The organism is Paenibacillus sp. GXUN7292 (genome assembly GCF_050864975.1).
GTDB lineage: Bacteria > Bacillota > Bacilli > Paenibacillales > Paenibacillaceae > Pristimantibacillus.
In genome coordinates, this window is sequence record NZ_JBOZWO010000057.1 from 1 (window position 1) to 15,561 (window position 15,561).

The 15,561-nt window shown below is 45.2% G+C and carries 18 protein-coding genes; 1 reads left to right on the forward strand and 17 read right to left on the reverse strand.

The features are described 5' to 3' along the window. Positions 1–67: 67 nt before the first annotated feature. The 13 genes from ACRRU2_RS26650 to ACRRU2_RS26710 all read right to left on the reverse strand — a co-directional run bounded on the left by ACRRU2_RS26650 (position 68) and on the right by ACRRU2_RS26710 (position 9,944). Positions 68–469, reverse strand: a complete 402-nt coding sequence (locus ACRRU2_RS26650) for a F0F1 ATP synthase subunit epsilon (protein WP_331697771.1) — start codon at positions 467–469, stop codon at positions 68–70. 24 nt (positions 470–493) lie between these two features. After that, positions 494–1,897: a F0F1 ATP synthase subunit beta gene (gene atpD / locus ACRRU2_RS26655; RefSeq protein ID WP_331697772.1), complete on the reverse strand. Its 1,404-nt coding sequence runs from the start codon at positions 1,895–1,897 to the stop codon at positions 494–496. Positions 1,898–1,928: 31 nt separating this feature from the next. Next, positions 1,929–2,789 (reverse strand): ATP synthase F1 subunit gamma, encoded by an 861-nt coding sequence (gene atpG, locus ACRRU2_RS26660; protein ID WP_331697773.1) that lies wholly within the window; start codon positions 2,787–2,789, stop codon positions 1,929–1,931. Between the two features lie 103 nt (positions 2,790–2,892). After that, positions 2,893–4,407, reverse strand: coding sequence for a F0F1 ATP synthase subunit alpha (gene atpA, locus ACRRU2_RS26665; protein WP_331697774.1), 1,515 nt, complete (start codon positions 4,405–4,407; stop codon positions 2,893–2,895). A gap of 25 nt (positions 4,408–4,432) precedes the next feature. Beyond that, entirely contained in the window at positions 4,433–4,972 is a 540-nt protein-coding gene (locus ACRRU2_RS26670; RefSeq protein ID WP_432506333.1) for a F0F1 ATP synthase subunit delta, read from the reverse strand. Then, positions 4,969–5,451, reverse strand: a complete 483-nt coding sequence (gene atpF / locus ACRRU2_RS26675) for a F0F1 ATP synthase subunit B (RefSeq protein WP_331697776.1) — start codon at positions 5,449–5,451, stop codon at positions 4,969–4,971. Before atpF ends, ACRRU2_RS26670 begins: the two co-directional genes overlap by 4 nt. A gap of 226 nt (positions 5,452–5,677) precedes the next feature. Further along, a complete protein-coding gene (gene atpE / locus ACRRU2_RS26680; RefSeq protein WP_068686092.1) occupies positions 5,678–5,890 on the reverse strand; it encodes a F0F1 ATP synthase subunit C in 213 nt (70 codons plus the stop codon). A gap of 97 nt (positions 5,891–5,987) precedes the next feature. Then, the gene (gene atpB, locus ACRRU2_RS26685) at positions 5,988–6,746 is read right to left on the reverse strand and encodes a F0F1 ATP synthase subunit A (RefSeq protein ID WP_331697777.1); all 759 of its coding nucleotides are present in this window, start codon (positions 6,744–6,746) and stop codon (positions 5,988–5,990) included. A 9-nt stretch (positions 6,747–6,755) separates the two neighbouring features. Further along, positions 6,756–7,139 (reverse strand): ATP synthase subunit I, encoded by a 384-nt coding sequence (locus ACRRU2_RS26690; protein WP_331697778.1) that lies wholly within the window; start codon positions 7,137–7,139, stop codon positions 6,756–6,758. Continuing rightward, complete coding sequence (locus tag ACRRU2_RS26695) at positions 7,132–7,347, reverse strand: hypothetical protein (RefSeq protein WP_432506336.1); 216 nt, start codon at positions 7,345–7,347, stop codon at positions 7,132–7,134. The genes ACRRU2_RS26690 and ACRRU2_RS26695 overlap by 8 nt, the downstream gene beginning before the upstream one ends. A gap of 190 nt (positions 7,348–7,537) precedes the next feature. Continuing rightward, positions 7,538–8,686, reverse strand: a complete 1,149-nt coding sequence (gene wecB, locus ACRRU2_RS26700; RefSeq protein WP_432506357.1) for a non-hydrolyzing UDP-N-acetylglucosamine 2-epimerase — start codon at positions 8,684–8,686, stop codon at positions 7,538–7,540. 37 nt (positions 8,687–8,723) lie between these two features. Continuing rightward, entirely contained in the window at positions 8,724–9,353 is a 630-nt protein-coding gene (gene upp, locus ACRRU2_RS26705) for a uracil phosphoribosyltransferase (RefSeq protein WP_331697780.1), read from the reverse strand. Positions 9,354–9,677: 324 nt separating this feature from the next. Beyond that, the gene (locus tag ACRRU2_RS26710; protein ID WP_331697781.1) at positions 9,678–9,944 is read right to left on the reverse strand and encodes a metal-sensitive transcriptional regulator; all 267 of its coding nucleotides are present in this window, start codon (positions 9,942–9,944) and stop codon (positions 9,678–9,680) included. A gap of 170 nt (positions 9,945–10,114) precedes the next feature. Here ACRRU2_RS26710 and cdaS point away from each other — a divergent pair, with 170 nt between their 5' ends. Continuing rightward, the gene (cdaS, locus tag ACRRU2_RS26715) at positions 10,115–10,732 is read left to right on the forward strand and encodes a sporulation-specific diadenylate cyclase CdaS (RefSeq protein WP_331697782.1); all 618 of its coding nucleotides are present in this window, start codon (positions 10,115–10,117) and stop codon (positions 10,730–10,732) included. Here the strand turns inward: cdaS and ACRRU2_RS26720 are convergent. The 4 genes from ACRRU2_RS26720 to ACRRU2_RS26735 form a co-directional block, all read right to left on the reverse strand. Continuing rightward, on the reverse strand, positions 10,725–11,204 hold the full coding sequence (locus tag ACRRU2_RS26720; RefSeq protein ID WP_331697783.1) for a DsrE/DsrF/DrsH-like family protein: 480 nt from the start codon (positions 11,202–11,204) through the stop codon (positions 10,725–10,727). The two genes, cdaS and ACRRU2_RS26720, sit on opposite strands and share 8 nt — an antisense overlap. A gap of 1,166 nt (positions 11,205–12,370) precedes the next feature. Next, positions 12,371–13,210, reverse strand: a complete 840-nt coding sequence (locus ACRRU2_RS26725) for a carbohydrate ABC transporter permease (RefSeq protein ID WP_331697784.1) — start codon at positions 13,208–13,210, stop codon at positions 12,371–12,373. Positions 13,211–13,222: 12 nt separating this feature from the next. Further along, the gene (locus tag ACRRU2_RS26730) at positions 13,223–14,116 is read right to left on the reverse strand and encodes a carbohydrate ABC transporter permease (protein WP_331697786.1); all 894 of its coding nucleotides are present in this window, start codon (positions 14,114–14,116) and stop codon (positions 13,223–13,225) included. An 87-nt stretch (positions 14,117–14,203) separates the two neighbouring features. After that, positions 14,204–15,550, reverse strand: coding sequence for an extracellular solute-binding protein (locus tag ACRRU2_RS26735; protein ID WP_432506340.1), 1,347 nt, complete (start codon positions 15,548–15,550; stop codon positions 14,204–14,206). Between the last annotated feature and the right edge of the window lie 11 nt (positions 15,551–15,561).

Consider the following 15,561-nt stretch of genomic DNA (forward strand, 5'->3'; position numbering starts at 1 on the left):
TAAAAAAAAACGACCCGTCCCCCTAAAGGGAACTGGTCGTTTCTCTTTCCTAGACTATATTATAAACTTAGTGTTTCTTTACTTTTAGACGGTTCATAGCACGTTGCAGCGCGAGCTCAGCGCGACGGAAATCGATCTCGTCACGGCGTGCTACAGAAAGTCTCTGTTCTGCACGCTGCTTTGCAGCTTCTGCACGCTCAGTATTGATATCCACTGAAAGTTCAGCACTTTCAGCAAGAATAACTACTTTATCTTTGCGAACCTCGATAAAGCCGCCATGAACAGCTACTGTATCCACACTTCCATCACGTTTAATCGTAACTGGAGCAATACGAAGGGGTGTTACAAATGGAATGTGATTAGACATAATGCCTAGTTCACCTTCTGAGCCTGTTACACTAACCATAGTCGCTTGTTCTCCGTATACTTTACGCTCAGGAGTTACAATTTCTACCAAAAAGGTGTTCATGTTGATTCCTCCTGCCCTTCGCTATTAAAGCGTATTGGCTTTCTCCACGGCCTCTTCAATCGCACCTACATAACGGAATGCTTCTTCCGGAAGGTCGTCATGCTTGCCGTCGAGAATTTCTTTAAAGCTGCGTACAGATTCTTGAACAGGTACGTATTTACCTTTCAGACCTGTAAACGGCTCAGCTACGTGGAACGGCTGGGATAGGAATAGCTGGATTTTACGCGCACGGCTAACCGTTAGCTTGTCTTCCTCGCTAAGCTCATCCATACCAAGGATTGCGATAATATCTTGAAGCTCTTTGTAGCGCTGAAGAATTTTCTTAACGCCTTGAGCTACGTTGTAATGCTCCTCGCCTACTACATCCGGGCTAAGAATACGGGATGAGGATGCAAGCGGGTCAACCGCAGGGAAAATACCCATCTCAGAAATCTTACGCTCAAGGTTAGTCGTTGCGTCAAGGTGAGCAAACGTTGTTGCTGGAGCTGGATCCGTATAGTCATCGGCAGGAACATAAATCGCTTGAATCGATGTAACCGAACCTTTTTTAGTGGAAGTAATACGCTCTTGCAGCTGACCCATTTCAGTTGCAAGTGTTGGCTGATAACCAACCGCAGATGGCATACGGCCAAGTAGGGCGGATACTTCAGAACCTGCTTGTGTGAAGCGGAAAATGTTATCTACAAATAGTAGAACGTCTTTACCCTCTTCATCACGGAAATATTCAGCCATTGTAAGTCCTGTCAAAGCAACACGCTGACGTGCGCCTGGAGGCTCATTCATTTGTCCGAATACCATAGCTGTTTTGCTTAGTACGCCAGAGTCCTTCATCTCATGGTACAAGTCGTTACCTTCACGAGTACGCTCACCAACGCCCGCGAAAACGGAAATACCGCCATGCTCTTGGGCAATGTTATTGATAAGCTCCTGGATAGTAACTGTTTTACCTACACCTGCACCACCGAACAGACCGATTTTACCGCCTTTTGCGTATGGCGCAAGAAGGTCGATAACTTTAATGCCTGTCTCCAAAATTTCAGCTTGTGTAGACAAGTCTTCAAATGCTGGAGCACTGCGGTGAATTGGAAGATTTTGCTCAGATGTAACGTCGCCAGCTTCGTCAATTGGCTCGCCAAGTACGTTAAATACACGGCCAAGCGTTGGAGCTCCGACTGGAATTGTAATAGGTGCGCCGGTGTCTGTAACTTCCATGCCACGAACGAGTCCATCAGTCGTGCTCATTGCAACAGCACGAACCAAGTTGTCACCGAGGTGAACAGCAACTTCAAGCGTAAGCTTAATGTCAACTCCGCCTGCTTTTGCTTTCTGCTCGATTTTGACTGCGTTCAAAATTTCCGGCAGGTTGCCGCGTTCGAACTCGATGTCGACGACCGGACCCATGACGGATACAACGCGTCCTTTTTTCATTGTTTTCCCTCCTGGTTCCTTCTTATATGCCTTATGATTGCGCGTTTGCTCCCGCAACAATCTCAGAAATTTCTTGCGTAATTGCAGCCTGACGTGCACGGTTGTACGTCAGAGTCAATTGGTTAATCATCTTCGTAGCATTTTTCGTTGCGCTTCCCATCGCTGTCATACGTGCCCCAAATTCACTTGCTTTGCCATCCAGCAAAGCGCTGTAAATTAAGGTTTCAGCATATTTAGGCAGAAGCACTTCAAGCACGCCCTCCGGTGACGGCTCATACTCGTAGGTGGAAACCGTAGTTCCCTCGCTTATTTCATCAAGTGGAAGCAAGCGCATATCAGTCGGAATTTGTGTCAATGCGTTAACGAATTTATTGTAGAACACATAAAGCTCGTCATAAGCGCCTTCAGAGAAGTTTTTAACCGCTGCGTGTGCAATATTTTTAATATCGCCGAATACCGGAGCATCAGGAAGGCCAGTAACCTCCTCAACGATCGGCATATTGCGGCGACGGAAATATTCACGGCCTTTGCGTCCGATAACGAATAGTACATATTCATCAGCAGATGCATGCTTCTCACGAATCGTTTGAGTTACTTTACGAAGAATGTTGGCATTGTAGCCTCCCGCCAAACCACGATCAGATGTAATGACAAGATAGCCTGTACGCTTAATCTGACGCTTCTCCAGCATCGGATGCTTAACGTCCTTGGTGCCAGCAGCAATGCTCGCTACCACTTCCTTCAGCTTTTCTGCGTACGGACGAGCTGCTTGTGCAGCCTCTTGCGATTTGCGCAGCTTGGATGCTGCAACCATTTCCATCGCTTTCGTGATTTGCTTCGTATTTTGTTTACTCTTAATTTCGCGCTTAATATCACGCATGCCTTTTGCCATTTGGTTTCACCCGCCTTTGTTGCCTAGATCACGATCCAGGCCTGGTAAGGGACCTGCACCCGGCTATGCAGCCAGGGCAGGTGAACTTATATCCCATCTATTGTTAAGCCGATACAGCAAAGCTTTTCTTAAACTTGTTAATTGCATCAACAAGTGCTTTCTCGTTGTCTGCAACCAATTCCTTAGTATCGCGGATTGATTGACCGATTTCTGGATGACTAGTATCCAAGAAATCATGGAATTCTTTCTCAAAGCGAAGGATGTCTTGAACTGGAATATCATCAAGATGGCCTTTAACAGCTGCGAAGATTGAAATAACTTGCTTCTCAACTGGCATCGGCATGTTAACGCCCTGCTTAAGAATTTCCATTGTACGCTCACCGCGGTTCAGACGAGCAAGTGTAGACTTGTCCAAATCAGAACCAAACTGGGAGAACGCTTGAAGTTCGCGATATGCCGCAAGGTCAAGACGAAGCGTACCGGCAACTTTTTTCATCGCTTTAATTTGTGCAGCACCACCAACGCGGGAAACAGAAATACCTACGTTAACCGCTGGACGTTGGCCGGAGTAGAACAAGTCTGACTCTAGGAAAATCTGTCCGTCAGTGATGGAAATAACGTTGGTAGGAATGTATGCCGAAACGTCAGATGCTTGTGTCTCGATAAATGGCAATGCCGTTAGCGATCCGCCGCCAAGCTCGTCATTAAGCTTAGCTGCACGCTCTAGCAAGCGGGAGTGCAAGTAGAATACGTCCCCTGGATAAGCCTCGCGGCCCGGTGGACGGCGCAGCAATAGCGAAAGCTCGCGGTATGCTGCAGCTTGTTTGGAAAGGTCATCATAGATAACAAGAACGTGTTCGCCCTTGTACATGAAGTACTCTCCCATCGAGCAGCCTGCATAAGGCGCCAAGAACAGCAACGGAGCCGGCTCTGATGCACCTGCAGTTACAACGATTGTGTAGTCAAGAGCACCGTGACGGCGCAATGTTTCAACTACGTTAGCTACAGTGGATTGCTTTTGTCCAACAGCTACATAGATACATTTTACGCCTGTGCCTTTTTGGTTGATAATTGCGTCAATCGCAATTGTAGTTTTACCTGTTTGACGGTCACCGATAATAAGCTCACGTTGTCCGCGGCCGATTGGTACCATCGAGTCAATGGCTTTAATACCTGTTTGCATTGGCTCATGAACCGATTTACGTGCAATTACGCCTGGAGCAGGAGATTCAATTGGACGAGTATGCTTCGTGTTAATTGGTCCTTTTCCATCAAGCGGTTGGCCAAGCGGGTTAACAACGCGGCCTAGCAATTCCTCACCAACAGGAACCTCCATGATACGGCCTGTGCGCTTAACTTGATCGCCTTCACGAATATCTGTGTAAGGACCAAGAATAACAACGCCCACGTTGCTTTCCTCAAGATTGAGTGCCATGCCCACAACACCATTAGCGAATTCGAGCAATTCTCCCTGCATCGCATTTTCAAGCCCGTGGACACGAGCGATTCCGTCACCGACATTAATAACAGTGCCGACCTCAACTACTTCAATTTCGGATTTATATTGTTCGATCTGCTGCTTAATCAGCGTGCTGATTTCATCAGGTCTGATACTCAATTCGTTCACCCCTATCTACCTTGCCTTAGATTTTTAAAGACTTTTGCAAACGCTCTAGCTTGCCGGACAAGCTTCCGTCGTACAGCCGATCTCCGATACGTACCTGTACGCCACCTAGCAGCTCAGGAGCGGCAACCTGCGTTGCGATAATAGTTTTGCCTTCAATTTGTCCGAATTGTGCGGACAGACCCGCCAGCTCTTCGTCCGTCAGCGGCTTGGCGGAATATACAACTGCATGAGCCTGACCTAATGCTTCTCCTGCAATTTTAACAAATGCCTCATAAGTAACCGCAATTAGCGACTGGCGGCCGCGTGCAATAATAAGCTGCAGCGTATTAAGCACAAGCGCAGGGACCTGCGCGCCAAAAGTGCTCTCTACAAGCTCCGCCTTCTTCTCCAAAGCAACGTTTGGCGAAGACAATACTTTGACAGCATCCTCATTTTGATTTAATGTATCGACTACCAGCTTCAGACCAGCCTCGATTTCAGAAACATTGCCACCATTTGAAGCGAGCTCGAACAATGCTTTAGCGTAGCGCTTCGCTACGACTGCATCCCGGCTCATTTGCTCCCTACCTCTTTCAGGTACTGATTAACAATTTGCTCTTGAGACTTTTCATCCACTTGCTTCTCAATAATTTTGGAAGCGATTTGAACAGAAATCCCGCCAACTTCACTGCGAAGGGCAGCAATCGCATTGTTCTTTTCGCTTTCAATATCTTTAAGAGCATCGTCTTTCAGACGAGTAGCTTCTGCTTTCGCAGATTGTACAATATCTTCCGCTTGCTTCGAGCTTGTTGCTCGTGCTTGCTCAATAATTTCATAAGCTTCCTTACGAGCCTGTTGAAGCGCTTCTTTTTGCTCAGCCATTGCTTGCTCGGCTTGCTGACGGCTAGTATCCGCCGAATTCATCTGCTCGAGCACCAGCTGTCTGCGTTTTTCCATTACGCCGAACAAAGGACCAAACGCCCATTTATTCAATGCCCAATACAAAAACAAGAATGCAATGATCGCTATAATTGTTGATGTTGGTTCAAAATTCATAGCTGCCACTCCTTTCCTATCCATTAATAACGGCTAAATTGAAACTGTTTCCTGCCCTTGAGACAGGCAAAACTTGCAATGAATACGACTTATTGCCTAGATACATGACGTATTCCTATTTATCTGACTTTAGCAAACAGGGCCGGAAACAACACGACGGCTCCTGTAATTTTCAATCATAAGAAAGGCGAAGAGGGCTAGGCCTTCCCCGCCGGTAAGCGCACTATTATCTAAAGAACGCCAAGAAGCCGATAACAACGCCGATGATTGGAACAACCTCAACGATACCAGCACCGATAAACATAGTAGTTTGTAGAGCAGATTTTTGCTCTGGCTGACGAGCGATACCTTCAACTGTTTTACTTACGATCATACCGTTACCAATACCTGCGCCGATCGCGCCCAAACCTACTGCAATAGCTGCTGCCAATACTTCCATTTGAAAAATCCTCCTCGAAAGATCATTTTTATTTGTTAAATCTATTTAAGTTATCTTCCTCCAGCGGCATGCGCTGAATTGAAGTTCAAGCACTGTATTAATGCTCTTCGTCGCTAAGCGTAGCTTGCGAGATATAAACCATTGTTAGTACTGTAAATAGGAACGCCTGAATTGCACCGATAAAGATACTGAAGCCCTGCCATGCAACAAGGAATGGAATCCCTGTCCAACCTAGCATTAGGATTGTTGCAATCAATACTTCACCCGCATAAATGTTAGCGAACAAACGCAGAGCAAGCGTAACCGGCTTTGCAATTGTTTCAATCAAGTTAACCGGGAAGAAGATCGGGTACGGCTTAAAGTAATGCTTCAAGTAATCTCTTCTGTTCAATCTCATACCTAGGAAGTGAACAAGCACGAAGACAATAAGCGCAAGTCCAGTAGTGACCGACAAGTCTGCTGTAGGCGACTTCCACCAAGCAAGATGCACTGCATTATCATGACTGCTCAAATATTCTTGAGTAATGCCTAGCCATGCAATCGGTTCTGTAACTGTCGTGTTGATAAGCAGAGGCAATCCTAGCAGGTTAGAGATGAAGATGAACATAATCAACGTCATTCCAAGAGCCAGGTATGGCCGAACCTTGTGTACAGGCATAGAGCTCGCAATCGTTGAATGCATAAAGTCTACTGCCCACTCCAAAAAGTTCTGCATCTTGGAAGGGTTTTCGACTGACAAATTGCGAACACACAGCCTCGCTACTACTAGCGTAATGACAACGGAAACGAGAATGGGAATAATCGCCGCAATATCAAAAGTTAATCCAAGCCATTCCACTTTAGGAAAATCATGCATAAATCAATTTCACCCCTTTCCGTTGCTGTTCTCTTTCATAGTGTGTACTATAGCTACCGCTAACAAAACAAACGGCATAACCATGCTGCCACTAAGGGCTGCAGGCATATTAAGAGTTTCCGGATAACGATAGGCAATCATTGCTACCAGCAATACAGTCGCAATGCGATTGCCGAATCCGAGCCCTCTGCGCTTCGAGCCTTCTGTCGTGGCTGCTTCTGTTATCAATCCTACTCTGCGTTTCATCATAATCGCATTGAAGGAGCTTGCTGCAAGGCCAACCATTAGTCCTAGCATAATTGGTTTCCATTCGGGTATAATCGCCCACAAAATGAGACAAGCCGACATCAGATAAACCATAATTCGCAGCGCCGACTTCATCATTTTATCCATTGGAATCCTCCACAACCTTCTTCACAATCAAAATGGCGGAGATAAGTCCTACGGCAAGGCCAATGAGCAAGCCAATTATCGACCACTGTTTACCAGCCATTGATCCTATCCAATAGCCTAAAAAGATACAAAAAACGATATCAATTCCGAGTGCGCTTACCAAAGCGGCAGCTTTCCATGGATTGTCTTGTTTTTTTCCATCTTTCATAGCTTGTACCCCTGCCAATCCTCATATATTTTATCGAAGCGGCGCAAGGTTTGTCAATTGAAATAACTGCAAACATTTGCTGTGGAAAATGTACAAAATGCTTGATAGACAAGGCTCCGAATCGCAGTAAAACCGTACAGTAGCACTGTATGCTGTGCGTTAGCTGCGAATAATTCACAGTTACTTGAAACTATGAACGTTGTGTGAACGGATCCGGACGGTCCGCTCGTCTTCCAAAATGATGCAGCAATGCCTCTACTATGCGCTCTGAAGCCTTGCCATCACCATATGGATTGGCTGCCTGGCTCATACGGCTGTACAAGGCAGCATCTGTCAAAAGTGCAGTTGCGCGATTATACACATTTTCTTCATTGGTTCCGATCAGCTCAAGCGTTCCTGCTTCAATACCTTCCGGACGCTCTGTCGTATCGCGCATAACTAATGTCGGAACGCCAAAAGATGGCGCTTCCTCTTGCAAGCCGCCGGAATCCGTCATAATAAAGTAGGTATGCGGATAAAAGTTATGGAATTCAAATACATCAAGCGGCTCTATCAGCCTGATGCGCGGATGGCTGCCAAGAATTTCTTCAGCCGGCTCCCTTACTGCAGGGTTTGGATGAACGGCATATACGAAAACAACATCCTCGTGCTCGTCCGCAATGCGCTTTACAGCGCGGAATATGTTGCGATGCGGCTCACCAAGCGATTCTCTGCGATGAGCGGTCATCAGAATCATCCGTTTGCCCTTGGCCCAATCCAATATAGGATGCATAAAGGATTCGTCAACCGTATACTGGAATACATCTGCTGCCGTATTGCCTGTAATGTAAATCTGCTGCTCGGATTTATTTTCCTTCAGCAGATTGCCCGCCGACCAGTTGGTCGGGGCAAAATGAACATCAGACAATACGCCTGCCAGCTGACGATTCATTTCCTCTGGATAAGGGGAAAGTTTATTCCAGGTTCTTAAGCCTGCTTCTACGTGACCAACCTGGATTTTTTTCAAAAAGGCTGCATAGCTTGCCAGAAACGTTGTCTGTGTATCGCCATGCACCAGGACAATGTCAGGCTTAGCTTCTTCCAGTACGGGATCAAGGCCTTCGAGCACACGTACTGTCGTTTCCGTTAATGTCTGCCTTTGCTTCATGACATCCAGATCATAGTCAGGCGTAATCTCAAAAAAGTCCAGCACTTGATCAAGAATTTGCCTGTGCTGCGCCGTTACGCAAACAATAGATTCAATTTCATCATCTCGGCGCTGCAGCTCGAGCACTAGCGGCGCCATTTTGATTGCTTCGGGACGCGTACCGAAGATCGTCATTACTTTAAGTTTAGACATCATCTTCACTCCTAGCTATATATTGCCTATTTTTCCACTAATTTGTTCCAAACATACGGTCTCCGGCATCGCCAAGCCCCGGAATAATATAACCTTTTTCATCCAGCCTCTCATCCATAGCCGCAATATAAATATCCACGTCAGGATGGGCAGCTTGTACAGCAGCAACACCTTCCGGTGCAGCAATCAGACACATCAGCTTGATTTGGTCGCAGTCGCGATTTTTGAGAGAATTGATCGCAGCAATAGCAGATCCTCCTGTCGCTAGCATAGGATCGATCACGATCAGCAAGCGATTAGAAGCATCTGTAGGTAAATTAATATAATATTCAACTGGCTTTAATGTCTCATGATCTCGCGCAAGGCCAATATGCCCTACCTTTGCAGAAGGGATCAGCTTAAGAATACCGTCTACCATTCCAAGTCCGGCGCGTAGAATTGGAACTAAGCCAAGCATACGTCCTGATACAATTTTGGATTCTGTTTCAGCAACAGGTGTCTGAACCTTAATTGTATCGAGCGGTATCTCCCTCGTTAATTCGTATGCCATTAAAGTTGCAACCTCATCAACCAGCTCACGGAAATCTTTTGTATTCGTATCTTTGTTGCGAATAAACGTCAACTTGTGCTGAATTAACGGATGGTCGCAAATAACCAATTTGCCCATGGAGCGTAATTCCTCCTACATAAGTATCTTTTGTTAGTCATTCTTGTATGGTCACAATCCTATACATTATAGCACTCATAGACATGCGTTGCACCTTAATAAACAAAAAAAATGCCTGCAAGGATAAACGGCTCCGCCGTCCTTCGCTTTAACGAAGGAGGCGCGTTTACCGATGAAATATAGGAACAGGTTGAAATCAATTTCTTAATAGGCAAAGTTAATTAAAAAATTGATTTATAGGTAAAACTTATACGTCCTATATTTTCAAAAATACAGGCATTTCATAAACATTTATTCGCTTTTTAATAACTTTTTAACGGCTTCTTAACGACTTTTTACAAGCAATTGAATCGCTTCCTGCACTACTTTATTGGTATCTCCGCCAGCGCTTTGCTCCTCCAATATACATTGCTGCAAATTTTCTGCTACGATCTGCGCAATTGCCTTATCGGATGCATTGCGTACGGCAGACAGCTGACTGACTACATCCTTGCACGATTTTCCTTCTTCCATCAGCCGCAAGACGCCTCTAACCTGGCCTTCAATACGCTTCAGCCTTGCTTTAAGTTCATTGGAATACTCATAGCTCATTAATGCTCCCGCCCCTCTGCAATCGCCATTTATTCTTTGTCCATATTATATAACAAACGTGAAGACTACAAGAAGCTAAACAATTTGGCAGCGAAAGACAAAGGCACGAATTTATGAAACCATTATGGGCAAATTAATAATCAGTTCATTTCCCAATAAGGAGACGCCATATGGATAATAATAATTGCAATACATCTTCGTTAAAAGATCATTTAGAAAAACAGCTGCTAGAGCTGTCTTCTTTGGCGAAGCACAATATAGAATTGTTAAGCAATGAAAACATATGCCTTGTCCAGCAGTTTGAAGGTATGAAAAACGTTATGGTAGATATTATTACTACCGCGGCATCCTATTATTTAAAATGCTACTTAACACCTTATACGACCAAATACGAGGATTTGACCATATGCATTTCAAATCTGTCCAAACGCAAGCATGGCGCGCTAATCGTTGTGGAGCGTAAAGATATGCTCGACTCTATGCTCCAATCCAATATTCCTATTGGCGGCACGATATCCCATGCCTTGCTGGAGTCCATATTTTACCCGGGCAATCCGCTGCATGACGGGGCAGTTTTAATCCGCTCCGAAACCGTTGTGTCTGCTGCCAATGTTCTTCCACTATCCAGTATTAACGTAACAGACAGAAAATTAGGGACGAGACATCGTGCGGCAATCGGGCTAACGGAACAATCGGACGCTATTGTTCTGGTCGTTTCTGAAGAAACGGGCCAAGCTTCATTCGCAATTGACGGAGTCCTGCACCCTATTAATGTGACCGTTAAATAAAAAGATTAACATTGCCTTGCGATGCGTCGCCCAAATATGCGCCGACTCCGCCATACTCGATATCATCCAGCAGTTCTTCCTTCTGCAGCCCGAGCAAATCCATCGTCATCGTGCATGCAACAAGGCGTACTCCCTGCTCTTTTGCCAGCTCGATCAGCTGAGGCAAAGTAAGCACATTATGCTTCTTCATAACATGCTTGATCATTTTCGGGCCCGCGCCGGCAAAATTCATTTTCGACAATCCCAGCTTATTCGCGCCTTTTGGCATCATCCAGCCGAAGGCTTTTTCTAGCAACCCTTTTTTAACTGCGACAGACTCTGACTTTCTCAGTGTGTTCAGTCCCCAGAACGTAAAGAAAATAGTAACCTCTTGCTCATATGCCGCTGCCCCGTTTGCGATAATAAAAGCGGCAATCGCTTTGTCCAGCTCACCGCTGAACAATACAATCGTTGTTTTTTCTTGCTTCTCCATTCGCAACATTCACTCCTTATATGAATAGTGTTATGCACCATTTGATCAAATTATCGAAATTTACAGAGGTTGTTGGCTAGTATCGACGAACGACCGACGACACATGACTACTCATACGACACGGCTACTTATACCACACGGTTACTTGTACCCCACGACTGACTACCCATATGAAACGATCACCCATACGACACGGCTACTTATACCACACGGTTGAATACCCATACGACACGACCACTCATACCACATGGCCAGTTACCCATACCCCTATAAGTATATAAATATGATATGCCAGTTGACCCCGAATGTCAATGGACGCTGAAGCTGCCAAAAAAGAACAGTGTACAGCTCCAAGTTTGTGCAAGCCGGAACGTGCTATTTTTATAACGAAGCTGGCAAGACTATCCATTCATTGTGGATGATGCAACAAGCCATAGAAGAGGTGGCTCCGCGATCAAATTTGGGCTTACGACCGCTATTGTATGCTAATTTTTCTGCACCTATTTAGCGCCTATTTGGCACCTATTTGGTACCTATTTGGTACCTAATCGGCACCTATAAAACTGCAATGGTTAAAATTTGCCTACTAAGGCGGACAATACCGCTTCTCCAGTCCCAATCTTACTCTCCGTTACCCTTTTTCTTATGCTTACCAAATATGTTGCTCACACTAAATGGATATGGTCACACATTCCGTTATACAGCTCCAAATGGGGCAATTTCTGCGATTTATGGAGCAATAACGGAACGTCTGTCACATTGCCGTCTCAAAACTACCATTCTGGACGTAATAACGGAACGACCGACCATCTAGCGAAGTTGGTGGCACCAACCGATTCTGTATGGTTTTTCATATACAATCGTGGTTTTCGAGGTATTCCAGCGTAATGTGTATGAAATTTCATACACAATTAGCCATTTTGAGGATGCGCTGGACGATTCTGTATGAAATTTCATATAGTTTGTCTACAACCTGTTGGTATGCAGCTGTATGTGGCGGCGGAAGTGAGGATACGACAAAGTGAGGATGTGGCAGCAGTGGTCATGCGAATTAAAACTGCAACACAACTGTGTAAAGGAACGTGTACGAAGTGATCTTCAGCGGCAATGCTAGGCCACGAAAATAAAGCAGCCCCACGAATGCATCATGAGACTGCCGAGTCGCGCTATTCTTTTACACCGCCCGCAGTTAATCCTTCCACCATAAAGCGCTGCAGAAACATAAACAAAATCAACAGCGGCAGCGTCGCTACAATGGCTGCTGCAGAGGCGCCTGCCCAATCATAGGTAAACTCCCCAAGATAGGATAAAGACAACCCTGGGCTGATCGTACGCTTATCCAGATCGCTTACAAGCGTCAAGCCGAACAAGAAATCATCCCACGCAATCAAGAAGGTATAAATAGCAATGGCTACAATCCCTGGCAGAGACAAAGGAACGATAATGCCAAATAGAGTGCGGAATTTCGAAGCGCCATCTATTTGTGCAGCCTCATCCAGTTCCTTGGATATGCCATCGAAAAATGTTTTCATCAGCATCACGCTAAATGGAAGAGCGGTCGTTGAAGCTGCCAGCACCAAGACAAACAGCGTATTAAGCAGCTGCATTTCCCGGAACTGAGCGTACATGCCGATGACAAGCGTAACCGCAGGAAACATTTGCGTCGACAAAAAGATTAGCATAACGACGCCGCTTCCCCTAAATTTATAGCGAGACAGCGCAAATCCCGATAATACGGCAACGATAATACAAAGAAGCGTCGCTCCTACTGCAACAACCAGCGTGTTGGAATAATACGTCAGAAACTGACTGTTCGACAGCACGGCTTTGTAGCTTGAAAGATCAATATTTATCGGAAGCCATTTCGGCGGCATTTGCATCAGATTGGCGTTGCTTTGGAGGGAAGTATTTAATATCCAGTAAACAGGAAACATCAGCAGTATGATCATAAGCGATAATCCGGTATAGACAATTCCCTTGTGCAGTAATTTATTAGTCGATGTCAATGAGTTCCCTCCTTACCTGCTCGTATCCCTATTCATTAATTTTGTAAAAATCATAGAAAAGCTGAACAATATAATCAGCCAAATAACCCCTATGGCAGAGCCTTTGCCCAGGTCATAGCGCTCAAATGAAATTTCGTAGGTTAAAATAGCGAGCGATTTCGTTGCATTGGCAGGACCGCCGCCCGTGAGTGTATAAAACAGCGTGAACATTTGAAAATTTTGCACGATCATCATTAAAGTAACACTTGTAATTACTGGCTTAAGCAACGGTATAGTAATACTCGTCAAAATGCGGAAAGGACCAGCTCCGTCAATTTTCGCTGCTTCGTATAAGCTTCTTGATATATTTTGCATACCGGCCAGAAGCATGACGCCGACAAGCGGTGTTTGCCTAAATACCGCTACCACAATAATTGCCCATAAAGCAAAGTCGAAGCTTCCGAGCCAAGTGATGTTTTTGCTTATAACGCCAAGAGAAGTAAGCATATAGTTCAAAATTCCGAAATCCGGCTGATAGATCCACATAAAAATAAGTGCGGTCACAATCGTTGGAATTGCCCACGGAATCATAACAAGGCTTCGAAAAAAGGATTTAAATTTAATATTCTGATTTAACAACAACGCCATCACCAGCCCTAGCAGCAGATCCGCACTGACGGCAATAAAAACATACAGAAGCGTAATTCTGAAGGAATGGTAAAAATCTGGAGAAGTTAATATACTGGTATAATTCGCAAAATCATTCCACGAATGCTCACGCTTGAGCAGTGAGTAATCCTGAAAACTAATCCCTATCGCATTAATTAGCGGTCCGACTATCGTAATCGCCAGCAATACAATGGCAGGGAGCATCAGGAATACTAAAAATCCGAAATTTTTAGCTTTTATCTTAGAAAGCTGTGGCATTTGAATCCGCTCCTTTTGCCTTTTAAAAAGTGAAGCCCGAACTCCAGCCTTCAGAATTCGGACTCCCTTCATTTCAATTGAATCATATTATTCTGCGTACAATTCTTTAATTTTCGGCATAACCTGCCCAATCGCGCTCTCTGGTGTTTGTCCGCCTTCCGTAACGAGAATAATCATATCCGATGCGGTTTTCATGGCATTGTCAAATACCGGGTTTTTAGCAGGGAACGGGCTTGCTGTTTCCATTTGCTTATTGAAAATCGTTGCATAATCATCATCATTCATCTCTGGCAGTGCAGCAATCGACTTTCTTGCAGACATTACGCCGTTCATATTGTGATAAGTAGTCATCGCTTCCTTTGATACAAGGAATTCAATAAATTTGGCAGCTGCCTCTTGCTTCTTGCTTCCTTTGGCAATAAGCAGCTGATGCTCGGAGAACACTGTCTCGCTTCTGCCTGTCGCTCCAGGAGGAACAACCGTTACACCCCACTCCGCATCGAAAGCCTCGCCCTTGCCGCTCGTATCACGGAAAATTTGACGGCCTACATCGCTGTCAATATGGAAGCCTAGCGTACCAGCAATAAACATGCCTCTTAGATCCTTAATCTCAACACCCTTAGGCGCTACGCCTGCTTGAACCAGCTCTTGAATATTCGCAAGCGCATTTTTCAAAGCGTCGCCTTGGTCAAATACAACTTTATTCTGGTCGTCTATAAACTGGCCGCCGTAAGTCAAAACATCACGAAACAGCATATTTCCACTATAGGAGTGGGACGCAGTATTAATTCCCAAGCCATACACCGGATTGCCGCTTTCATTTTTCTTCAGCTCAGCAATCTTCTTGGCCATAGTAATCAGTTCATCCCATGTCGCCGGCGGAGTTTCCGGATCTAAGCCTGCCGATTTGAACAGACTCTTATTCCAGAACAATGCGTTCGGATGCGGCGCCCATGGATAAGCCATTATTTTGCCGTCATAGGTTACGCCTTGCTTGCTGCCATCTACTATATCGTTTAGCAAATCTGCGTCGAGCATGCCATCCAGAGGAGCTGCAATATCAGCACCTACGAATGCAGCGGAGAAATTCTGATTAGCCATCATTACATCAGGAGGATTGCCTCCCGAGGAACTGATAAGCACTTGATCTTTAAACTGGTTAAAAGGGATGCCTAAGGATTTTACTTTAATATCCGGATTTGCCGCTTCGAAATCAGCAACCATTTTCTCATAGGCAGCCTTGGTCGCATCCTCTACCGAAATCCAATTGGCAAAAGTAATTTCTATTTGTTTATTCCCATTATCATTGGCTGCTTTGGTAGCCTGCGGTTTATTTTCTCCTACAGAACCTCCGCCGCCGCTGCCGCAAGCAGCTGTCAGAGCAACCATAGAAGCCAGCGCCGCGGAGATAAAGCTTTTTCTAAACCCCTTCATTACGTTCATCC